Annotated in this window: 22 protein-coding genes, 1 tRNA gene, 2 rRNA genes, 1 pseudogene and 1 other annotated feature; of the genes and pseudogenes, 13 read left to right on the top strand and 13 right to left on the bottom strand. The window is 31.5% G+C overall.

The window, feature by feature from the left end:
- Nucleotides 1-39: 39 nt before the first annotated feature.
- Nucleotides 40-1,068, bottom strand: coding sequence for a galactose ABC transporter substrate-binding protein (locus BN1075_RS09605; protein WP_040192951.1), 1,029 nt, complete (start codon nucleotides 1,066-1,068; stop codon nucleotides 40-42).
- Between the two features lie 286 nt (nucleotides 1,069-1,354).
- Between BN1075_RS09605 and BN1075_RS21570 the strand changes: the two genes are divergently transcribed.
- A complete protein-coding gene (locus BN1075_RS21570) occupies nucleotides 1,355-1,525 on the top strand; it encodes a hypothetical protein (RefSeq protein WP_156132787.1) in 171 nt (56 codons plus the stop codon).
- Nucleotides 1,526-1,643: 118 nt separating this feature from the next.
- Here the strand turns inward: BN1075_RS21570 and BN1075_RS09610 are convergent, their stop codons facing one another.
- Complete coding sequence (locus BN1075_RS09610) at nucleotides 1,644-1,937, bottom strand: hypothetical protein (RefSeq protein ID WP_040192952.1); 294 nt, start codon at nucleotides 1,935-1,937, stop codon at nucleotides 1,644-1,646.
- Nucleotides 1,938-2,169: 232 nt separating this feature from the next.
- On the opposite strand from BN1075_RS09610, the gene BN1075_RS09615 reads away from it, so the two are divergent.
- The 4 genes from BN1075_RS09615 to BN1075_RS09630 all read left to right on the top strand — a co-directional run bounded on the left by BN1075_RS09615 (nucleotide 2,170) and on the right by BN1075_RS09630 (nucleotide 6,012).
- On the top strand, nucleotides 2,170-2,856 hold the full coding sequence (locus BN1075_RS09615; protein WP_052406496.1) for a 5-bromo-4-chloroindolyl phosphate hydrolysis family protein: 687 nt from the start codon (nucleotides 2,170-2,172) through the stop codon (nucleotides 2,854-2,856).
- 78 nt (nucleotides 2,857-2,934) lie between these two features.
- Complete coding sequence (locus BN1075_RS09620; RefSeq protein ID WP_040192953.1) at nucleotides 2,935-4,089, top strand: toxic anion resistance protein; 1,155 nt, start codon at nucleotides 2,935-2,937, stop codon at nucleotides 4,087-4,089.
- A 9-nt stretch (nucleotides 4,090-4,098) separates the two neighbouring features.
- Complete coding sequence (locus tag BN1075_RS09625; RefSeq protein WP_040192954.1) at nucleotides 4,099-4,665, top strand: LemA family protein; 567 nt, start codon at nucleotides 4,099-4,101, stop codon at nucleotides 4,663-4,665.
- A gap of 198 nt (nucleotides 4,666-4,863) precedes the next feature.
- Nucleotides 4,864-6,012 (top strand): TPM domain-containing protein, encoded by a 1,149-nt coding sequence (locus BN1075_RS09630; RefSeq protein WP_040192955.1) that lies wholly within the window; start codon nucleotides 4,864-4,866, stop codon nucleotides 6,010-6,012.
- A 157-nt stretch (nucleotides 6,013-6,169) separates the two neighbouring features.
- Here BN1075_RS09630 and BN1075_RS09635 read toward each other — a convergent pair whose 3' ends face one another.
- A complete protein-coding gene (locus BN1075_RS09635) occupies nucleotides 6,170-7,339 on the bottom strand; it encodes a CD0519/CD1768 family membrane protein (RefSeq protein WP_040192956.1) in 1,170 nt (389 codons plus the stop codon).
- 218 nt (nucleotides 7,340-7,557) lie between these two features.
- On the opposite strand from BN1075_RS09635, the gene BN1075_RS09640 reads away from it, so the two are divergent.
- The 3 genes from BN1075_RS09640 to BN1075_RS09650 all read left to right on the top strand — a co-directional run bounded on the left by BN1075_RS09640 (nucleotide 7,558) and on the right by BN1075_RS09650 (nucleotide 9,135).
- Nucleotides 7,558-8,313 (top strand): TSUP family transporter, encoded by a 756-nt coding sequence (locus BN1075_RS09640; RefSeq protein ID WP_040192957.1) that lies wholly within the window; start codon nucleotides 7,558-7,560, stop codon nucleotides 8,311-8,313.
- Nucleotides 8,314-8,371: 58 nt separating this feature from the next.
- On the top strand, nucleotides 8,372-8,707 hold the full coding sequence (locus tag BN1075_RS09645) for a hypothetical protein (RefSeq protein ID WP_040192958.1): 336 nt from the start codon (nucleotides 8,372-8,374) through the stop codon (nucleotides 8,705-8,707).
- 86 nt (nucleotides 8,708-8,793) lie between these two features.
- Nucleotides 8,794-9,135: a hypothetical protein gene (locus BN1075_RS09650; RefSeq protein WP_040192959.1), complete on the top strand. Its 342-nt coding sequence runs from the start codon at nucleotides 8,794-8,796 to the stop codon at nucleotides 9,133-9,135.
- Nucleotides 9,136-10,258: 1,123 nt separating this feature from the next.
- On the opposite strand, the pseudogene BN1075_RS22135 reads toward BN1075_RS09650, so the two are convergent.
- Both BN1075_RS22135 and BN1075_RS09660 read right to left on the bottom strand, forming a co-directional pair.
- Nucleotides 10,259-11,194, bottom strand: a pseudogene (locus BN1075_RS22135) (GH25 family lysozyme); the annotation flags it as partial.
- 131 nt (nucleotides 11,195-11,325) lie between these two features.
- Nucleotides 11,326-12,459 (bottom strand): DUF3298 and DUF4163 domain-containing protein, encoded by a 1,134-nt coding sequence (locus BN1075_RS09660; RefSeq protein ID WP_040192960.1) that lies wholly within the window; start codon nucleotides 12,457-12,459, stop codon nucleotides 11,326-11,328.
- Between the two features lie 196 nt (nucleotides 12,460-12,655).
- Between BN1075_RS09660 and BN1075_RS09665 the strand changes: the two genes are divergently transcribed.
- On the top strand, nucleotides 12,656-13,027 hold the full coding sequence (locus BN1075_RS09665; RefSeq protein WP_040192961.1) for a hypothetical protein: 372 nt from the start codon (nucleotides 12,656-12,658) through the stop codon (nucleotides 13,025-13,027).
- Nucleotides 13,028-13,156: 129 nt separating this feature from the next.
- Complete coding sequence (locus tag BN1075_RS09670) at nucleotides 13,157-13,696, top strand: rubrerythrin family protein (protein WP_040192962.1); 540 nt, start codon at nucleotides 13,157-13,159, stop codon at nucleotides 13,694-13,696.
- A 137-nt stretch (nucleotides 13,697-13,833) separates the two neighbouring features.
- Here the strand turns inward: BN1075_RS09670 and rrf (BN1075_RS09675) are convergent.
- The 8 genes from rrf (BN1075_RS09675) to BN1075_RS09710 form a co-directional block, all read right to left on the bottom strand.
- Nucleotides 13,834-13,944, bottom strand: a 5S ribosomal RNA gene (gene rrf, locus BN1075_RS09675).
- Nucleotides 13,945-14,087: 143 nt separating this feature from the next.
- Nucleotides 14,088-14,609 (bottom strand): hypothetical protein, encoded by a 522-nt coding sequence (locus tag BN1075_RS09680; RefSeq protein WP_040192963.1) that lies wholly within the window; start codon nucleotides 14,607-14,609, stop codon nucleotides 14,088-14,090.
- 270 nt (nucleotides 14,610-14,879) lie between these two features.
- Nucleotides 14,880-15,629, bottom strand: coding sequence for a trimeric intracellular cation channel family protein (locus tag BN1075_RS09685; protein ID WP_040192964.1), 750 nt, complete (start codon nucleotides 15,627-15,629; stop codon nucleotides 14,880-14,882).
- A 94-nt stretch (nucleotides 15,630-15,723) separates the two neighbouring features.
- Nucleotides 15,724-15,799, bottom strand: a tRNA-Lys gene (locus BN1075_RS09690).
- A gap of 5 nt (nucleotides 15,800-15,804) precedes the next feature.
- Nucleotides 15,805-15,921: ribosomal RNA gene (gene rrf / locus BN1075_RS09695) — 5S ribosomal RNA — on the bottom strand.
- Nucleotides 15,922-16,144: 223 nt separating this feature from the next.
- Nucleotides 16,145-16,243 (bottom strand) — a sequence feature (23S ribosomal RNA rRNA prediction is too short).
- Nucleotides 16,244-16,956: 713 nt separating this feature from the next.
- Nucleotides 16,957-17,283 carry a DUF1904 family protein gene (locus BN1075_RS09700; protein ID WP_040192965.1) on the bottom strand — a complete coding sequence of 109 codons (327 nt, stop codon included), beginning with the start codon at nucleotides 17,281-17,283 and terminating at the stop codon, nucleotides 16,957-16,959.
- Nucleotides 17,284-17,508: 225 nt separating this feature from the next.
- Nucleotides 17,509-18,915 (bottom strand): cysteine--tRNA ligase, encoded by a 1,407-nt coding sequence (gene cysS / locus BN1075_RS09705; RefSeq protein ID WP_040192966.1) that lies wholly within the window; start codon nucleotides 18,913-18,915, stop codon nucleotides 17,509-17,511.
- 350 nt (nucleotides 18,916-19,265) lie between these two features.
- A complete protein-coding gene (locus tag BN1075_RS09710) occupies nucleotides 19,266-19,646 on the bottom strand; it encodes a hypothetical protein (RefSeq protein WP_040192967.1) in 381 nt (126 codons plus the stop codon).
- Nucleotides 19,647-19,833: 187 nt separating this feature from the next.
- Here BN1075_RS09710 and BN1075_RS09715 point away from each other — a divergent pair, with 187 nt between their 5' ends.
- The 3 genes from BN1075_RS09715 to BN1075_RS09725 all read left to right on the top strand — a co-directional run bounded on the left by BN1075_RS09715 (nucleotide 19,834) and on the right by BN1075_RS09725 (nucleotide 22,570).
- The gene (locus BN1075_RS09715; RefSeq protein ID WP_040192968.1) at nucleotides 19,834-20,055 is read left to right on the top strand and encodes a DUF378 domain-containing protein; all 222 of its coding nucleotides are present in this window, start codon (nucleotides 19,834-19,836) and stop codon (nucleotides 20,053-20,055) included.
- A gap of 185 nt (nucleotides 20,056-20,240) precedes the next feature.
- Nucleotides 20,241-20,876, top strand: a complete 636-nt coding sequence (locus BN1075_RS09720; RefSeq protein ID WP_040192969.1) for a DUF2284 domain-containing protein — start codon at nucleotides 20,241-20,243, stop codon at nucleotides 20,874-20,876.
- A gap of 236 nt (nucleotides 20,877-21,112) precedes the next feature.
- Complete coding sequence (locus BN1075_RS09725) at nucleotides 21,113-22,570, top strand: NADP-dependent glyceraldehyde-3-phosphate dehydrogenase (RefSeq protein ID WP_040192970.1); 1,458 nt, start codon at nucleotides 21,113-21,115, stop codon at nucleotides 22,568-22,570.
- The last annotated feature ends 35 nt before the right edge of the window (nucleotides 22,571-22,605 follow it).

Consider the following 22,605-nt stretch of genomic DNA (forward strand, 5'->3'; position numbering starts at 1 on the left):
TGATGATACCTCACCATGCAGTTTAAAATTAATTATCTTTTATTTCTTTATAAATGGAGCATAAGGAATACGAACTGCTATACCAGTGTCATCATATTTGTATGATGTTCCATCGACAGCATCTTTTCCTGATGCCATATTTGTTGCACATTCATATAAAGCTTTTGCCATTGCAGGAGCATCTTGAAGAACTGTTCCTGACATATAACCTTGATTAATATAATCTTGAGCAGCTTCTGTAGCGTCAACACCTACAACATGGATGTATTTGTCTTTTCCATCATTGTAGCCTTGGTTTTGTAATGCGGCGACTGCACCAAGAGCCATTCCATCGTTATTAGCTATAACAGCTTCTATTTTGTCACCATATTTTGAGAACCAAGCTTCCATAGCTGTTTGTGCTAAATCTTGTTGCCAGTTACAAACTTGTAATCCAAGTTCTTCAACCTTAATATCCTTGTCCTTTAAAGTTGAAACTGAGAACTCTGTTCTTGCAACTGCTTCTGGATTGTCTGGTTCACCCTTAAGCATTACATATTGAAGAACTCCATCATCATTCTTATCAATTGTATCTTTCTTATCATTCCAAATATCAGCTAAAATTTCACCTTGTAATATTCCAGCGTCTTTAGCGTTTGTTCCAACGAAACGAGCCTTATCATAAGACTTAAGTTCTTCTGTCTTTGGCTCTCTGTTAAAGAATATAACTGGCTTGTCTGCAGCAGAAATCTTATCGATTACTGTTTGGCCTGCACCAATATCAACTATGTTTACCATTAATAAGTCAAAATCTTTTTGTAGCGCTGTATCTATTGCATCATTTTGAGTAGCTTGGTCTCCCTTACCATCAAAGAATTCAAAAGTAACATTCCCCTTGTTTTCCTCTTGAATAGATTGTAAGCTCTGACGTACAGTTGAAATATAAGTATCATCAAATTTGTATAAAAATACTGCTACTTTAATAGCATCTTTTCCGCCATCACCACTTCCATTAGAGCTGCATCCAGCTAAAGCAGCAATCATCATAACAGAGATAGCAATTGCAAGAAACTTCTTAAACTTTTTCATTCATACCCCTCCATTTTATATGTTTCTGTAAACGATTTTTATTGTTTACAACTTAATTATAATAAATCTGTGGATATATTTTCCATACAAAATTCTTCTCAAAATCATAGAATTTATTAAGTGACACTTAAAAATTCTTTTTTCTAAATTTAATGTATAAACTTTATATTCCTGGAAACTATAAAGTTAATATTTAATTAGAAAACTTATTTTCATATACATTCGAAGGAGTAAGTTCGAGTAACTAAATCAAAGATTTAGACTCTCACTTAAGGAGGAATAAAAAATGAATTACAAACCACATTATAACCATAACTCAGAGTACACAGATAATGATGAAATTTATGATGAGGAAACTGATTATTATACTGAGGACTGTGATTTATGCTGCAACTATGAAAACAAATTGTATCTAAATGATATGACCCAATGTGCTGAATGCAAAAATTGGAGATAAATAACAAAAGCTATGATTAGTAACTTAATCATAGCTTTTCCTATAAATAAGACCTAACCTTTTCTAAGCCAGCTAAAGCTGACTTCCTAAAAGGAATATGGGAATAATTTTAAATCACTTAAACTTTATTTCCTTCCACAAGAAAATCACCAAATTTAGTATAAACCGTTCCCATGAGCCTATCTTTTATTACCTGCCCCATTGCCCTGTAAGGCACCCTCATAAACAACCATTTGAATTCACCTTCAAATTCAAACTCGTATTCCTTTGCTCTTCCTCCTGAAAATTTATAATTTGTACCATTATAAGTTAAATACCCCATTATGGATGTACCCCGCTGAATTATTACCAAAGTGCCTTTTTCATTTCCTCTAGGAGTTTTCATAATTAAGTTATATTTTCCTTCTACCATAGTGCCTCCACTGCAATTAATCTCATATTATATTATATTCAGAACTTAAAATTACTCCCCTAATATAAATTAATTTCCGTATATTATTAAATAATTTAAACTTACCTGTATATAAAAAAATATTTAGCTTAATACTTTTAATTGATACTAAAAGTTTATTTGTACATATTTACATATTTTGTAAATATCTTTAGAATATAGGTATACAAATATAAAAAAGGCTGGTGTTTATATGAACAATTCTCATGATAGAGATTCCTCTATTCCTTACAACATGAAAGAAGAAATCTTTAAACCACCCTACGGTTTTTATGCAGCAGGTCTTATATGGCTGATTTATGGATTTGTCTTTCCTTTATATAGATGGTATGACTTTATTATTGTTATCATCCTTGCTATAGCTGCCTTTACTGCAACTAATAAATTAGTACCTTCAAAGAAAATTCTTGTTCCCATTAAGGAAAAGCCTATTTTATCTGGGAATGCAGATGTTGACTCTATTATCAATAATGGTATTTCCTATCTAAAGGAAATACGTGAAGCTAATAATAAAATTTCTGACCCAAAGCTTTCTGCTGAAATATTCAGGATGGAAAAAGCAACTGATAAAATCTTTAGGTACATTGCAACGCATCCTAAGGATGCACCTCAAATAAGAAAATTTATGAACTATTATCTTCCTACCGCCCTTAAGCTTCTTAATTCCTATATAAGTCTCAAGGAGCAATCTATTTCTGGTGATAATATTCATAAAACAGTTTCAAACATCGAGGGTATTCTTTCAACCATTGCTGATGCTTTTGAAAAGCAGTTGGATAATCTTTTTGCAGACCAAGCACTTGATATTTCAACAGATATTACAGTTCTTGAGGGAATGCTGGCTCAAGAAGGTTTAACCAATAAAAATAATTTCAAATAATTTTAAAAGATTCCAAGTAGTTTAAACAAGCTTTCATATTAAATAAATCAATGAAAATTAATTAAAGGAGGATTTTTTATGTCAGATGAACTTAAAAACATGGAGGATAAAGCTTCTTCAGAATACACTCCAAGCTTAACCTTAACCCCTTTTGACGAACCTGTTCCTGCTGTACCTGAAAAAGTTGAAGCCGAGCCTGTTAAAATAGATGACTCCCTATCCACTGAGGAAAAGAAAATGGTAGAAGACTTTGCCAAACAAATTGACATCACCAATGCAAACATGGTTCTTCAATATGGTGCTGCTTCTCAAAAAAAGATAGCTGGATTTTCAGAATCAGCTCTTAACAAAGTGAAAACAAAAGATTTAGGTGAAGTTGGCAATATGATCACTGACTTAGTTAGTGAATTAAAAGGTTTTACAACTGAAGAAAAACCTAAGGGGTTGTTCGGTATGTTTAAAAAGGCCGGAAACAATCTGTCTTCTTTAAAAACAAAATATAATTCTGCTGAAACTAATGTAGATAAGATAACCACAGTACTGGAGAATCATCAAATCCAATTACTTAAAGATGTTGCCATGCTCGATGAAATGTATAAACTAAATCTCTCTTACTTTAAAGAGCTTTCCATGTACATTCTTGCAGGAAAGAAAAAATTACAACAAGTAAGAGCCACAGAACTTCCAAAACTAATAGAGAAGGCTAGTGCTTCTAATCTTCCTGAAGACTCTCAAGCTGCCAATGATTTAGCTAATCTTTGTGACCGTTTTGAGAAAAAGCTTCATGACTTAGAATTAACTCGAATGATTTCTATTCAAATGGCACCTCAAATAAGATTAGTTCAAAACAACGATACCCTTATGGCAGAAAAAATCCAGTCTACCATAGTTAATACTATTCCTCTTTGGAAAAGCCAAATGGTAATTGCCCTTGGTGTTGCACACTCACAGCAAGCAATAGCTGCTCAGCGTGAAGTTACTGATATGACAAACTCCCTTCTTAAGAAGAATGCTGAAACTCTTAAAATGGCTACCATTGAAACAGCTAAAGAAAGCGAACGTGGCATTGTTGATATTGAAACTCTAAAACATACTAACGAAACTTTAATATCTACCTTAGATGAAGTTGTTAAAATTCAAGATGAAGGACGCCAAAAACGTCGTGAAGCCGAAGCAGAGATTGAAAAAATAGAAGGAGAATTAAAGAAAAAGCTCCTTGATATAAGACATTAGGAGGCTCCTATGAAGTTATTAAATAATAAACCAACAGCAATATTAATTATGCTGATAATGATTCTAGCTGGTACCTTTATTGGTTCCCATAACTCCCTTTCAAAGCTTTCCAGTAAAGCTGAAAATACTTTTTATGCTGGAGTTAATAATGATGGCCTCAGCATTCAAAGCGACCTTGATAAAAGGTCTGAGCTTGCAAGGAATTTAGTAACAGTATCAAGTTCCTATCTTCCAGCAGACACTGATGTATTAACTTCAGTAACATCAGCTAGAGACCAATTAAAAAACGCTTCAACAATACAAGATAAAGCTAAGGCTAATAAGGCTCTAGATGAAGCAGTTTTCACCCTTTATTCAATGCTAGAAAAACAAGGCATCACTGAAAAAGAAGAACTAATCAATAATTTCTCAAAAAATCCTACTCGTATATACACAGATTTCAGAAGCTTTGGAGACACAATAAAACATGATAAATATAATGATTATGCCAAGAACTTCAACAACGTTCTTGAAGGATTCCCAGCAAATATCTTAAGCAAACTTACGTTCATCAAACCATTAGAATTATTTAAGTGAGCCTCTAAATCTTTGATTTGGCTAAGGCAAACTTACTCCTTCGACTGTTTTTAAGAAGGAGTTTCCTTATTAATGTACAAAAGTGACACTCCAAATCTTTGATTTGGTTAATGGAACTTTCACAGCGTGCATCTTTAATCTGGCTAAGACCAGCTTACTTAACAGAGCTTCTATCTAAAATCTCAAAGGGGGTAAAATATGTTTAAACAATCCAGAACAGTGAAGGCATTGCTTTGTATGCTCTCCTTCTTCATTGTCTTTACCATTAACAGCACAGCTCTAGCAAAAACAGCAGCCAATATACCTGACCCCTCGGATCTTCTTTATGTAACTGATAATGCAAATATCCTTTCAAATGAGGTTAAAAACCATATAGTTGAACAAAATAATATACTATACGAAAACACTGGAGCACAGATTGCAGTGCTTACAGTAAATTTTCTCCCTGAAGGCTATGATTCAGAAACCTATTCCTATGCTGTATTTGATAAGTGGGGAATTGGTTCAGCTGAAAAAAATAATGGAATACTCCTTCTTCTTGTACCAGGTGATGGCAAGTTTTGGATTACACAAGGCTCAGGTCTTATTGACAGCCTAACCAGTAGTACCATAGATAATATAATAAATAAATATTTAGCTGATGATTTTGATGCAGGAAGATACGACCAGGCTGTTACAAATACCTTTAATGCTCTTTTAGATGAACTTGATGGCATTTACGGAACAAACGTAACTGAGCCGCCAGCTACAAATGGCAGTAATAACAATTCAAACAACAATTACAACGATAATTATAATAAAGATTATTTTGAAGAGGATAATAACTTCGTTGGTAATGTAATTGCACCATTTTTAGGATTTCTTTTAATCTTCTTCTTCACCCTTCGTTACACAGGCTTATTTGGAGGACGTAGAAGACGTACCTATGGTGGTGGTTATGCACAACCAAGACCAAGACCTTTCTTCATGCCATGGTGGGCACATCATCACCATAATGACCATCATGATCATCACGATCATCATGATAATAACAGAAATAACCGAGGTCCTAAGGGACCAATGGGTGGTGGTCCAACGGGTGGTTCTGGCGGTAGTAACTCAAGACCTAGCTCCTTTGGCGGCGGCTCCACAAGAGGTGGTGGAGCTGGCAGAAGTAGTACAAATTCCAGTGGCGGTTCTCGTGGAGGTTTCGGCGGTGGCAGCTTTGGTGGAAGCTCACGCGGTGGCTTTGGTGGCGGCAGCTTCGGAGGTGGATCTCGTGGTGGTGGAAACTTCGGTGGAGGCTCACGTGGTGGCGGCAGCTTTGGCGGGGGTGGTTCCCGCGGCGGTGGAGCTGGCAGAAAATAATATACTTTTCAAATAAAAATCCAACAATTTTACAAATATAAAAAGAGATATTCAAATGCACTTGAATATCTCTTTTTATATTTCTTATTTCATTAAAATTTTTATTTAAACTTCATATAAAATATTTAACTTCATATATAAGAATGACCTTATCATCCTATATAATCATATTAAATAATAAATATAAGAAGTGAGCTGAAATTCCAGCCACAAGTCCTCCAAAGGTATGAGAAATAATTGCCTTACCGGTAAGCTCTCTGCACTTTAAACCATCCATCATAGCAACATGGGTACTTAAGTATCCACTCCAGCACATTCCCATGGCTGTAAATACTGCAATCTCATTTGCTCCTATTAAACTCTTCTGAAGCATATCTGGAACTAAACTAATTGCTGCTCCTGCTGCTCCTAATGATGTTATAGGGAATGCTATTGCCTCTGGACTTTGGAATCCAAATAACGGCTTTAGAATAAACTCTAACTTTTGTCCAATCCAAGGTAATATACCAACCCCTTCAAAGGCAGCTCCAGTATATACCCCTGCTTCTGATGGTCCATTAGTTAACATTAAAACTAAAGTACAAATTATAAGAACCCCTGGTATTATTGCCATACCCATTTGAACTCCAGATGTACCTCCCTCAAGCATTGCTGAAAGTAATCTTGAACCAACAGAACCTTCTCTAATCTCTCTATAGTTAAGCATGTCATAGTTTGTGCCATCATCCATTACACAATACTCTTCAGTCCCGTAATACTTCTTTGTATGTCTAAGCATTAATCTTGTACTAACTATACTGCCTAAAATTGCTCCAATATTTCCTATTATAGCTGGTATTATAAAACTTTCACCTGATGGTGATGTCTGTCCCATCATGTAAGTAGTAATTATAAGCCCCATTCCAAATGCTGTTCCTAAATTAGTTAATGCTGGCAGTTGATATTTTTTAAAATATCTTCTAAAACCTTTATCATCTGCTAATGTTAATATGGCTGGATTGTCTGAAAGATATGTAGTTACGACTCCTATTGTACTAGCACCTGGCAAATCATAGATTGGTCCCATTAAAGGAGACAGCAGTTTGTTTATTAAAGCAACCACTCCAAATTCTGATAATAATCCTGATATAGCTCCAGCTAATACTGCAATTCCCATAATATAAAATACAGTGTCTATTAATAATCTAAAAGCTGTATTCATAAGTGTATTAAACATGTTAATTATTCCCATAACACTTCCAAGGGTAACGAAAAACCCTAAAAATAATATTAGAAAAATAATTCCTTCTGCACTTACAGCTTTTTTTAACCTTCTTTCAGCTGACAACTACAATTCCCCCCTTTTTCTTAAATTTCACACCTTATATTATGAATTAATTAGTAGATAGTGTCAATTATTCTTAATCCCAATATGGTGACAAAGTATAATTTCTTTTTAGTTATTTTTAAATTAAGCTTAAAAATAACTAATATGTAATAAAGGTTTCTTTTTTCCGATTTTACCCTTATAATATAACATGAGAATTACTGAAATTTGGAGGAATAATGGATATTTATAAATTGATTTTTCTATGTATTGCTGGTTTTTTTGCAGCTTTTGTTGATTCAATTGCAGGTGGTGGAGGTATTATTAGTGTTCCTGCTTATATGATAGTTGGGTTACCAACCCATATAGCTTTAGGTACAAATAAATTTGCTGCCACTATGGGTTCATTAACCAGCTCTATAAACTTTATCCGTTCAGGTAACTGTAACTTTAAACTGCTTAAAATTGTTGCACCTTTCACCTTAATTGGTTCTATCCTTGGTGTAAAAACAGTGCTATTAATTGATGAAAGCTTTCTTCAGCCTTTGGTTTTAATTTTGATTTTAGCCATAGGTATTTATACCTTTTTTTCTAAATCCTTAGGTGAAGAAGATAATTTTAATGGGTTCACAAAAAAAAATCTTTTTCTTTCTATTCTTTTAGGTTTTTCTCTTGGATTTTACGATGGCTTCTTCGGACCAGGTACAGGAACCTTTTTAGTATTTGGATTTATAAATATATTAGGATTAAATTTTCTAAAGGCTTCTGCTAATGCAAGAGTTCTTAACTTTGTCAGTAACATTTCAGCTTTAGTAACCTTTGCCTTAAGTGGAAATATAAACTACCTAATAGGAATACCTGTATGCATACTTATGATTTTAGGTGCCAAAATAGGAACAAGGCTTGCAATTAATAAAGGCAATAAAATTATTAAGCCTATTTTTATAACCATGGCAATGGCCGTTGCAGTAAAAATGCTGTTTCAAATAATTTAATAAATAAAATACTTATAACATCATTTATAAATAAATATTATATAAAAGGAGACCAATTATGAATGAATTTCTTCCTATAATTATTCTTGTTATTATTGTAATTATAGGTTTCAAGGTATGCAAAAAAAATTATAAAAACAGAGCAACTTATATAAATAATAACTTGTTGGAATACTGCTGTGAAATTATTAAAGAATATGATAAAATTCCCCTTGATAAACAGCATGAATTTAAACAAACCTTAACACCAAAGGAGTTAGAACTTATAAACAGACTTATTTTCAAAAATGATAACTTCGGTAGAAATTTAAATATTCTACAAACACAAATGTTTACTCTTGAAGCCATTATGCAAAAACTTAGAAATTTCCAAAGTAAAACTTCAATTACCTAGTTTTTCATTAGCTTCAATTAATATATCAACATAAAATTTCTCTTAGGACATATACTAACTGAGAGTTGTAAGAAAGGAATGATATTATGAATTTAAAGAAAATCATAACAAATACTTTAGCAGTTGTAGGTGCTGTTGTAATCATTGATAAAGTAGTAGACTTAGTTACAACTAAAGGTACAAAAGCTGTTTGTGACGCTTTAAATGATGAAGACACTGATAATGCTTTAGATGACAGCTGCGAATGCGGATGCGGATGTACCGACGCTGAATGCATTGAAAATTCTTGTCAATGCGAAGATACTTGTTCTTGCAATCATGAAGATGCAGCATTCCCTGAAATAAAAAAATACGAAGAAAATAATCAGCATGCTTTTGAGTATACTATTAAAGGCGAGAATATTTCTTCTGACCCAAAACAAGTATAAAAATTGACCCCCATCCTTATTGGATAGGGGTCTTCTTCTTTTATTTATAAGTTATACTAAGAAAATACTTAAAGTTTTACTTATAAACAGCTTTTTAACGATGTTTATGCTTACTCTTCTTCTTATCATGTTTATCTTCTTTATGATATTTATGCTTATTTTTCTTTTTATCACCATGATTTTTATATCCATAATCGCAATTGTTTAAATACATGTCATAAATCAAGTATTCACAGCTGTTGCAATTATCCTTACCTGCAGTACAATCATTGCATACATTTATCTTTTTATCACTATCTTTATTCTCTATTCTACGTCTATCGCCCTCATACCTGTCTTTATAGATTGAATTCTGTGAATCACCTTCATCTTCCTTTTTATTCTCGTCCTTGTAGCTTAAATCACATTCATTTAAACTCTGATGACTCTTCATTTTAAATTTCATTTTTTCTGTATAATCAATATTCCTATCATCACTATCGTAAGGATTTCCACAACTGTCGCATTTTATCTTCCCATCATCTTTCTTATCTTGGGGTTTGATAAAAATAAATTCCTTGTCATCATTGTAGTCCTCTTTACTGTCTGACGTTTCATCATCTTCCTCTTTGGACATCTCTTTTTTACACTTCTTATCATGGTTCTTATCTTCCGTGCAACTGCATTTATGTTTGCATCTTTGTCCATAACTATCAGTGTAAATATAATCATAGTCATCGTCCTCATCTTCATGGATATCATAAAAATCCAACTGAGAGTCATCTTTTACTTCACTATAATATCTTTTATATGCAATTTCATTCTCTAGTTTTTTTAGATAGAGTTTATCATCAAACTCATCGTTGGATTCGACGAAATCATCATATAACACTTTTTCTGAATCACTGGAAGAATCAAGATTCATTTCCCTATAAGGAACCATAAGTTCACCTAAAAACTTTCTTTCTAGATTGTCTACCGGATCAATATACCTTAAACTATTACCAATACCCATATTGCTCCTTGCTTCTTCCACGATATCTTTAATATCTTCTTTTACCTCACCATCAGTAGTCATAATCATTGGAATAAACTCTTCATTACTCTCTTCTTTCTCATCAATATTCCTGCCCTTAGTAAAGGTTACAGTTGCCTTAGAACGATTTGGTGAAAAATCTCCATCAGTATCAAAAGCCTCTATAGCAACTTCATATCTTTCCACTGGTGCTACTTGTGGCCCTAGTTCAATAGTATATGAAGTTGCATGTTTACCTAAAGTAGTAATATAACTAGAATTCATAAATACATTATATCCAGCTAAATCAACATCAGTATTAGCTGACCAAGTCATTCTGATATTTCTTCCATTGCCCACAGCTTTAAAATTCCTAACATCCCTAGGCTGTGTTAAAAGGTCTAAGTTAACAGGTCCGTAATTTAGGTCAACTGGTGGATTTACCCCTGCTATAGTTCCACTTTCAGTATACTGCCACATTCTCCACCTGGTCCATCCTCCCTGATCTTTAGGGTATGGTGGGTTAGGGCTTATTTCTGGATACATAGCTATCCAAAGAGGCATGTCAGATAAAATAAATCCTTTTGTACTGTGATAGAAGTTATTATAGAGTTCAATGAAAAATGCACCTGTATAAAGCATTAAAACTCTACGTGTCTTTCGTTCAAAGCGTTTCCTGAACCTATCCACCCAATTTAATAGAGCATCAGTTGAAATGGATTTATCTGTAGGTGCTTCTATGTCAATCACTGGGAATAAATCTCCATAACTCCCAGGTCCATAAGCCTCCTGAAGCACATTAATAAAAGCATCACACTGAGCATCTGCTGTAGTCAAATCATAGGATGGAACTGCATAATGGTACGCTCCTGACTTAATTCCTACATTTTTTAAGCCCTGTACATACTCAACAAATTTTTTATCTTCCCTGAACCTTCCTGATCCATTCCCTGAACCACGCAGATAACAGTAGTTAGTTTTAGTTGCTAGCAAGCTATAATTAACAGTACCCCTATATTCATTTAGGTCAGGTCCTATTATGTTTGCACTAGTTCGGTTTTGCATACTCCCCTCCGAAATTGAATGCTTCACTTATTATAATAGTTTTAGCCTGCACATTGTGTTACTATATTTAACTATTATTTATTTTATTTTTATGTGTATTCTTCTAACAATATGTGTTTAATTTTTTATTCTTATTTCATATATATTTTATCTTTACTTAAATCAATTACATAGTTTTTTGTAACTTCATCATATAATTTATCATTATGATTTATAATGTACTTCATTGATATTATTATTGAGTTTTTATTCTTGAAAGAGTATGTATAATATGTAGTTAGCCCTTTTATTGGTGACTTCTCTTCAATGGCTTTTATATCCATTAATACAGTTTTTCTAACTTCATCATTTAAGCCGTTATATCTGCTTTCTACGTTAGAACAAACTAATTGTGGTATACTTATATATTGATTGTTGTCAATCTTTATGTCATTGCTTTCTAGAAGCATAGATTTAACTAAAGGACTTTCTTCCGTGATATTAGCCTTATTTAACCCTTTAGGAAATTTACTAAAAGGAATTAAAAATTGTGGTCTTCCTGCAACATATGGTGCAATTGCATACTCATCAAAATATACTACTACACCATCATCAGTTATAAAAAACTTTTGATTGTATGGTAGTTTTGTAATCTTATCCACTTCTTCTTTGAAAAACATTTCTGGATTTTTTGCAACCTCTTTTTTTATTTCATTTAATATTGTTTCATCATATCCACTATTATTCCCCAGGAAATCCTTTAAAACGCCATTATTCCCTGTTTGAGTATCTATATTAAGAGACTCATCCGAAGTAGCTCCATGAGCACCTCCTGTATAACTATATAGATGAAGCGTTAATGAAAGTATATTATCTTTATTATAATGAATAGTATTATTAACATTTACCTCATATTGTTTTATTGGGAGTCCATTAACTTTATTAAATTCATTATCCTTTTGGGAGTCTTCCACAACTCTGTTTTTAAATCCATTTACTATATTGTCTATCTTTAAATTTATTAATTTCTCGCTTTCACTATTGTTTTTAATATGAATTTCAGGCTTGTATATATTAACAGATACATAATCATTACTATAATTTTCACTCTTATCTACAATCTCTACAGGATCCGCAGAAGACTGCATTATTACAGTTTTATGATTAACAAATCGAGGCAACGATATCCTTACATCTCCATCTTCATTTCCAAAGTCTTCTCCATATACATTGAACGAAGCAAAGCTAACTAATATTAACGTTAATATGGCAGCAATTTTTTTCATAATATCGACCTCCTGTTTTTTTATTAGTATTCCCGCACTTAAACTTCATAAACCAAGCAATTTTTAATTTATTTATGAAAAAAAACTAATAATCTTAAAATTTTTCATCTTTTTCTATTTTATTCCATTTGTTTGTGTTATAATTTTAAAAAAGTATTATACTATAAATACTACTAGTACAAAAGGAGGTTATTCTATGGCTGAATATAGCTTAACAACTATTGAGGTTCTTCAAATCTTAGATCTTAATCCAACTTATAGGGCAATAAATCCCGAAGGTCATACTTTAGAACTTCGAGGACCTGAAAAATTTATTATACACAGACGTGTAAAACTTGCTAAGGATAAGCATGTTAGTTTAAATGATAATTGGAGAATTATCAAACCTATTTCTTATGAAATAGCTAATGACCTTTTCAAAAAATTAAGAACAATTGAAATCAGATTTAATGATGGAACAAAAAAATATTACAGCAAACTGCCTGAGAATAGCCATATTATCATCGAAAGTGACTTACCTCACTATCGAGATTGCTTATTTTATTGTTTTAGTTATTCTGAAGAGTAAAATTTTTTCAATTAAAATAGTTTAGAAGTTCTTACTTTTAAACTATTTTTTATTTTCTCCAAAAAAATGTAACCAATATTAAAAATATTAATATATTGTAATTAGATAATAAATAATCAGGAGTATATTATGAATCTAAAAGGAAGTCAAACAGAAAAAAACTTAAAAAAGACCTTCAGTGGTGAAAGCAAAGCAAATACAAAATATACTCTATATGCTGAAAAGGCCAGAAAAGAAGGATATAAATATATATCCGATATCTTTGAAGAAACTGCACATAATGAATTAGCTCATGCTCGCGAAGCTTATGGAGAATATTTAAATCAAATAAAGTCTACTGAGGAAAACCTAATGAATTCTTTCATGGGAGAATCCACAGAAGCAACAAAAATATATAAGGAATATGAAGAAACCGCTCGCATGGAAGGGTTTGATGAAATTGCTGACTTTTATAAAGAATTAGCTGAAGTTGAAGCTGACCATGATATTAGATTTAGAAAATTATATAACGGATTACTTACTGGTACATTGTATAAAGGCGATAAAAACACTTTATGGCAATGTACTAATTGTGGGTACATTTACGAAGGTACCTCTGCACCTATGGAATGCCCTCTATGTCACTTTCCACAAGGTTGGTTTATGCCTTATTGTTCCCCTTCAAAATAGATTAATAGAAGCATGGGTACTCTCCCCCCGAGATCCCATGCTTCTACTTTTCTAAAAATATAAAACCCATAAAAAAGAGAAACTGAATAAACTCAACTTCTCTTTTTATATCTTACATATTTCATCTTATGTGCCATCACCGGCAATAATTTATCGTCCCACATATTGCAGTATTTTCAACCCATTAGACCTTAACCTTCGTGTTCGGTATGGTAACGGGTGTAACCTCTAATGGTATAATCACCAGTGGTAAGTTATTAAAACTATACATATATTATTAACAACAGTTCACTATTTAATTCTTTTTATTTGTAACTAAATTCACAATAAAATGTCGTCATCATACTTTTATGATGACGACAAACTTATATACTTATATTACTTATTTCATTTAGAAGAAACAGAAGCCCCATCCTCCACAGAACCAGAATAAAAGTAAAATTATGATCCACCACTCATTACCAGTGTCACAATTACATCCATAACCAGGATATCCTGAACCATAATTCATACAACCACAATTATCATAATTAAAATTATTATAATCATAATTATTGTGTTCACGATAATTGCAGCTACAATTATTATAATCACTATTTAAACAATCATTACAACAAGAATAAGGATCATTACTGAATCTATTACTTCTAAAATCAAAGTTATCTCTTCTCTGTTGCTGTCCATACATGTATCCTGGTGAAACATTCATATAATCTCTATAACTTCTGTTAGGATTTTCACATTCATATGAACTATAATTTTCTTGTCTCATATTGCTACATGAATTCCGAAAGTCTTCTTCATCAAATGCACCTTGATTAAAATTTCTATTATAATTTTCAAATGATTCTCTATCACTTGTCATTCTATCATATGCTTCATCTTCAAAGAAAAAGTCTCTTTTTTCTCCCATAAGATAATCCTCACTTTTTTTCTAAAATATATACTGCTTTTTACCTAAAATAATTTTTATATAGGAACATAAATTTATATCTTTGTTCCTAGTACTATATTATGTATCTTAAAACAATTTGTTACTGTAAGGTAAAGCTTTTAGAAAATATATGATTATATTTATATATGCTTATAAAATATAGCTTATATTTATATATAGTTAGAATTCTTCTATAAAAAAAGAGATAGAAAACCAATTGTGAATTAATTTCCTATCTCTTTCTTAATATTAAAACGTTGAATTATACTTATCTGAACTATAACTTGGTAAATGTAAGTCGAATTTTATTGATATAAATCTAGATAAAAATACGATAGCAAAACAAATTGCAAATTTAAAACTATATGAGACATTCCATATACTACAATAATAAAAAGCTATACCTCCCAATATTGTTGCTACAGCATATATCTCTCTTTTAAAAATCATTGGCGTATCTTGTACAAATGTATCTCTTAACATTCCTCCACCAACGCCTGTAATCATTCCCATACAAACAACTAAAAATAAGTTTCTTTCTGGATGATTATATGCTAAATTGGCTCCTGTAATTGTAAAAGTAGCTAGTCCTATTGCATCAAATAACACTATTATTTTCTTTAATATTGCTATTTGATTTCTCTTATTAGCAATTCTGAAAAGCTGCTCTGAAGTCATATATTTACTTTCGTTTTCCACAGTACTTTTATGCTGCATTTCTTTCTTTTTTGCTTCAGCATAGATTTGCGTAAATTTAGGATAACCGTAAAATACAATCAATGATATAAAAATACTTAATATACAATAAGTTGGCTTAACAAAAGCCTTTGGTGGTGTTTGACCTAAAATAATATCTCTAAACATTCCTCCACCTGTTGCCGTTATAATTCCCAAAAATACTACTCCAAACAAATCTAACTTTTTCTGAATCCCTATAAGTGCACCTGAAATTGCAAACGCAATTGTTCCAACAATATCAAAAAGATTAAATAATATCATGGATTATCACCTCCTATATCTTTAGTTTATCAATACATTTAAAATATGTTAAATCTTATTTATACATAAAAAAAACACCTTAAATAAGGTGTTTTGGTGGCTCGCCGGGGGATCGAACCCCGGACACCATGATTAAAAGTCATGTGCTCTACCGACTGAGCTAGCGAACCTAATTACCTGGCAACAACCTATCCTCCCACACGGCTTCCCGTGCAGTACTTTCGGCTCTTTGAAGCTTAACCTTCGTGTTCGGCATGGGTACGGGTGTTACCTTCAAGACATCATCACCAGATAAGTACATTAGTTTAAAATGTACTTACACAAACTAAATTATTAGTTTGTCTTTAATAAAGTTTAGAAAACTTTATTAGCATGCGATAATAATATAAAGTTTAGTTGTTGACTATACGGATATTACTTGTATAAAAAACTCATAATATCATCGCCCAAGAGAGAAATGTTCTCTCAAAATTACACAGTTAATATTATTTTCGTCAATTTATTAGATCAAGCCCTCGACTTATTAGTATGAGTCAGCTGAACATGTTACCATGCTTACACCCCTCACCTATCAACCTGGTAGTCTTCCAGGAGTCTTACTAACTTACGTTATGGGAAATCTCATNTGCTCTAATTGTTTCGCTGACTTGTTAAAGTCATTTGTTGATAGATTATCTCTATCGAAATTAACTGGTTTTACCTTTATTTCTCTGTTTAATTTTCAAAGATCATCTTCTTTGTTTCATCGGTTACTCCCGACGACTTTTATTATTTTATCAGAGGCTTTCGCATCTGTCAACAACTTTTTAAGTGAAACTCTAAATCTCTGATTTAGCTTTTCAAACTTACTCTTTCATCCCTCATTCAGCGAATGTTAGAGGTAAATTTCTTTACTAATTAAGTTTGCTATTGTTTTGCCGCGTCTCTCAGCGACAAGACATATCTTATCATGATTTTATTTTCTCAAATCGCCATAATCCTATCTTTATCTAATTTAAACTATCTATTCATCAATTTACTACTTATTTCTCAAATTTTCATTTAGTGATACACAAGGTATAGTTTTCTTTATAAAGAACCCCGTGACACCTTTATTGCTGGAATGTTCAAACAATCTAACTATATAATGACCAATAATAAAAGAAATTATTACATAATTCTAAAATTATTTTTCAAACAAATAAATTAAAGCATGTCATATAACTTTCACTATACAACATACTTTATCTCTCATAATAACTTTTTCAATTAATCTTACTTTAAACCTTGTATCAAATAGTCCATAATAATAAAGTTAATTTACTATATGTAGCTGACTTATTTAACCTTAAAAATGTTTTCCATTCTCATAATAAGCTTCTTCTATTAACTTATGAAAAATTACATCTACTGTTTCATATCCAAAACCCTTAATATGCTTAGTGATTATTTCCGCAGCCTTATCTTGTAACTCCTGTCCCCTATCGAACCATGCTACATCCACTATAGGATATCCATTACTCAACTGACCATCTTTTATGAAAGTAGAATTTCTTAATTCAATAGTAAAATAATCTCTAGGACAACTAAGTAAAGCTTCTAACTCATCAATAAGCTCCTTGCTGAATTTTAACGCTTCCTCTTGTTTTACTGCTCTTAAAGTTAATATTGGCATAATATCATTCCTCTTCCTTTGCTTTTCTTAAAAAAAACAAATACAAATATAATTTACATAAAATCTTTTTAGAATTTATAAAACACAATTAAAGAAACCCAGCCTTAGCTGGATTTCCTAAACAATTCTAAATCCTACACATATTTAAGTTCTTAGTTATAAAGAAATCCCATGTTATATAAACCCAAATTTCCATGCTGAAAATATAGTTTTCTCCTTGTCGATCTATTTAACTCTCCAAGTTGTTCCTTCTTTACTATCTAGTACTTCTATATTCATTGCTAATAATTCTGCTCTTATTTCATCAGATCTTCCATAGTTCTTATTTGCTCTAGCTTCATTTCTTTCAGCAATAAGTCTGTTTACCAGCTCTTCATCAACCTCTATAGCTTCTCTTTCAATTGTCATTAAATCTAAAGAGAATACTTTATCAAAGTCTTCAATTAAAAATGCCTTTTCTTTATTGTTTAAAGCACTATCTTTTATTACCTCATTTAATACAGTGAATGCATTAGCTAAATTTAAATCATCACTAATTTGAGCTTTAAATTTCTCTTGATAAGCTTCAATCAATTCTTTATTTATAATTAATCCATCTTCAATATTCGAAATAATAGCTCCTATCTTCTTCTTAAGTGCTCTATATCCATTTTGTGCATCTTTTAAGCTTTCAAAGCTAAATACAAGCTGCTTTCTATATTTAGATTGTAAGCAGAAGTATCTGTAATCTAATGGATTAAAGCCTTCCTCTTCAAGTCTTGATACTGTTAAGAAATCTCCACTTGATTTAGACATCTTGCCTCCATCTAATACTAAGAACTCTCCATGTACCCAGTAATTTACCCATTTATGTCCTAAAGCACACTCTGATTGAGCAATTTCATTTGTATGATGAACTGGTATATGATCAATACCTCCACAATGGATATCTATTTTTTCACCTAAATATTTCATACTCATTGCAGAGCACTCTAAGTGCCATCCTGGAAATCCTCTGCCCCAAGGTGAATCCCATTGCATAATCTGATTAGCAAACTTAGAATTTGTAAACCAAAGTACAAAATCTAATGGATTCTTTTTATTTGGGTCTATTTCAATTCTGCTTCCTGCCTCTAACTCATCTATACTTAAATTTGCAAGCTTTGTATAACCAGGGAATTTATCTATTTCAAAATATACATTTCCATTAGATTCATAAGTATATCCTTTTTCCTCTAATTTTTGTATAAACTTTATCATCTCATTAATATGATCTGTAGCTCTGCAAACCACGTTAGGTCTTTTTACATTAAGCTTTTTGCAGTCTTCAAAGAAAGCGTCCTCATAAAACTTGGCAATTTCCCAAACAGTTTTATGCTCACGACTTGCACCTAATGCCATTTTATCTTCACCTTCATCACCATCTGATTGAAGATGTCCAACATCCGTTACATTCATTACATGTTTAACCTTATATCCTACATATTCTAATGACTTCTTTAAAGCATCTTCAAATATGTAAGTTCTTAGGTTTCCAATATGAGCATAATTGTATACAGTTGGTCCACAAGTATACATACCTACTTTATCTTTTTTTATAGTAACTAATTCATCTTTACTTCTAGTCAAAGTATTGTAAATATAAAAACTCATTTTATCTCTCCTTTACTTCTTTATATTATCATCTTACGTTTAATTTATTCAAATCACATGAAAAAAGCTACAGACAATGCTGTAGCAAAGATGACGATTAAACTCTTTTATTTATTAATCCACATAATTATAGCACAGCTTATTCTTGTTTAATTATATATTTTTATAATAACAGCAACAACAGCAAATGCACATAATAACGTATCTCCTTAAAATAATTTATAATTAAATTTTATCATATAATATTAATTTTACAAGTTATCTGATAAATTTCATTAATTTCCTCTTAAAAACACTTCTATTCATTTTATAAAATAAAAAGAACAGAAAAATTTTCTGTTCTAAAAACCTTACTTATTGTTATTTTTTACCCTATTCGGTTTTGCCTTAGGTCTTATTTGAATATCGTCTTTTTTATTTTTTCTTTTACTCATAGTATTGTATGTAGTCGTTTCTGCTTTCTTTTCAACCTTTTTCATAAAACCAGTTAAATCTAAAAACCATAAAAAGAATATTACAAAACATCCAGGTAAAACAAAATTAGAAACTATAACAGGCATTTGTGGTAAAAATAATGGTGGGACCATAAAACACACTATTCCTATAGCTAATACAATCCATTTATTAATCTTTATTTTGTCAAAAACAAATTTCTTTAATCCTTGATACAGAATAAAAACTATAACAGAAAATAATAAAATTATTCCAAAATACTGAAGAAATTCTTTCATTTTATTTCCTTCCTTTCAAAAAGTTTAATACTAAGTGTATTATATAATATACCATACTAAAAAAGTAGCTATTATCTTATTTTTATAAAGCTTTTACAATTTATTAAAATATGGTACTCAATTTTTTGACTAAAAAATTTATTATTACAAATACTATTCATGAAATATTATATAAGGAGATGTGACTATGAAAGTATTTGACTCAATAGTTTTAATTCTTGTCATCGTTGGAGCAGTTAACTGGGGTCTTATTGGTTTATTCGGTTTTGACTTAGTTGCTGTAATCTTTGCAGGCTCTAGTGCCTTCGGTACCATCAGCACTTTCAGCAGAATCATATATGCTTTAGTAGGTCTTGCAGGACTATATTCAATTTCTTTTTTTGGAAAAAGCAAATATACTGATTTATAATTTTACCTATACTTACTCCCATGCTTTTCTTCTAAAGAGTAAGTTACATTAACCAACGATAATTTATATGTAAACTAATAAAGAAAGTCGCATTTGCGGCTTTCTTTCTGTTTTTTAATAATATAGTGTATTTAAATGCAAACTTATTTATAATAAACTTATACAAAATAATGTTGAGGTGTTTTATGATAAATTATGTTTCCTATAAAATTAATCCAGTTTCACTAGAAGATATAACAAAATTTTATAATCCTTTAGTTATAAACAAATTTTGTTACGAATGCACTAAACATAATAAGGTATGGTCTTGTCCACCACTTCCTTTTAAAGATATAGACTATATATCAAAGTACAAATACTGCTATATAATACACAGTAAAGTCTATATCAAAGCAATTCCTTCTAATATATTGTCTGAAATGGTTTCTCATGCTTTAAAAAAGTATACTGATATCAGTAATGGTAAAGATGATTTCACTGATATATTTAATGGTTTATATTATAGTTTCAGAGAATTTAACGATTCAAAGATTCTTCAACTTGAAGAATCATTTACTAATTCAATAGCATTAGTTTCTGGAAGATGTTTGATCTGCAGTACCTGTACACGAGAAACAAACACTCCTTGCAGATATCCTGAAAAACTACGATATTCCCTTGAAGGTCTTGGTTTTGATGTTGCTGGAATCGTAGAAAACATTGTAGGAGAAAAAATTCAATGGAGCAGCAGTATTAGACCTGAATATGTAACCTGTGTCTCTGCACTTTTATCAATCGATGACATAGATCCTAATGAAATATTAAATAAACTAACAAAGTAATTTTCTATAGTTCATGGCTATTATTCAATTTAGCCATGTCTTTTTTTCGTATTTTAATAGCTTCCTTAGATAATACTAAACAATAAGTAATCACAAAAAAACAGCTGTTAACCCTTAAATCTTGTAGTAAATCTTCCACAGCTTAAATTTAATATTGTGATATAACACTCTTACTCCTTCTAAAGAATGTGAGAAGATAACTTCTTAAAAAATTTTCAATACGGAGGTGAATTTTTTTGTTTCAGTATATAAAAGAAAATGAAAACTATAAAAATCTAATCAACGGACAATGGATTGGTACAGAGGACTTTATTAAAATCAAGTGTCCTTATAAGAATCTTATCCTAGGTTCAATTCCTAAAATGAAAACTGAAGATATTGATAAAGTTATATCATCAGCAAAAGAAGCTCAAAAAAATTGGTCTTCCATAGGTGTCAACGAAAGAGCTAAGATTCTTCATAAAGCTGCTTCCCTTTTGGAGGCTAATTGTGATGACCTTTCTAAAATCTTAATGATGGAGATAGGTAAGGATATTAATTCATCAATATCTGAAGTAAAAAGAACTGCAGACTTCATTCGTTTTACAGCTGATGCAGGTAAAAACTTAGAGGGTGAAACTATTTCTGCCGATAACTTTCCTGGTTTCAAAAAAAATAAAATTAGCTTTGCACAGAGAGTTCCCCTTGGAGTGGTTTTAGCAATTTCACCCTTTAACTATCCTATAAATCTTTCAGCATCAAAAATTGCACCTGCTTTAATTGGCGGTAACTCTGTAATTCTTAAACCCCCTACTCAAGGTGCCATCAGTGCCCTTCATCTTGTTAAAATTTTTCAAGAAGCAGGAATACCTGATGGAGTAATTAACACAGTTACTGGTAAATCATCACAGATTGGTGATTACATAGTTACTCATCCTGACATTAATTTTATTAACTTTACAGGTTCTTCTCAAGTTGGAAAGCATATTGCAAAGGTAGCAGGAATGGTTCCAATGATGATGGAACTTGGCGGAAAAGATGCTGCCATAGTTCTTAGTGATGCTGATTTAGCCGATGCTGCAGATGAAATTGTTTCTGGTGCCTTCAGCTATTCTGGTCAAAGATGTACTGCCATCAAAAGAGTTATCGCCGAAGAATCCATAGCAGATGATCTCGCTTCCCTTATCCTTGAAGGCGTAAAGAAATTAACTGTAGGATCTCCTGAAGAAGGTTCAACCATTACTCCATTAATAGATACTGCTGCAGCTGACTTTGTAGAAGAGTTAATTGATGATGCTATTACCAAAGGTGCTGTTATGCTTCATGGTAATAAACGAAGTGAAAATACTCTCTATCCAACCTTATTCGATAAAGTAACTTCTGATATGCGCATTGCGTGGGAAGAACCTTTTGGGCCTGTTCTGCCAATAATTAGAGTTAAAGATAAATTTGAAGCTATTACTTTGGCTAATAAATCCGAATATGGCTTGCAATCATGTGTATTTACTAAAAATATTAATGATGCATTTTATATTGCGAATAAATTGGAGGTTGGAGCTGTTCAAATCAATAATAAATCTGAAAGAGGGCCAGATAACTTCCCATTCTCTGGTGTGAAATCTTCTGGCATGGGAACACAAGGAATTAAATACAGTATAGAGGCAATGACAAGATTAAAATCCATTGTTTTAACCATAGATTCTTGTGAGTCTTAAAAATTATTTGATTTAACTATTAAATTTTTCATTAA

Source organism: Clostridium culturomicium, assembly GCF_000821305.1.
Taxonomy (GTDB): Bacteria; Bacillota; Clostridia; order Clostridiales; family Clostridiaceae; genus Clostridium_J; species Clostridium_J culturomicium.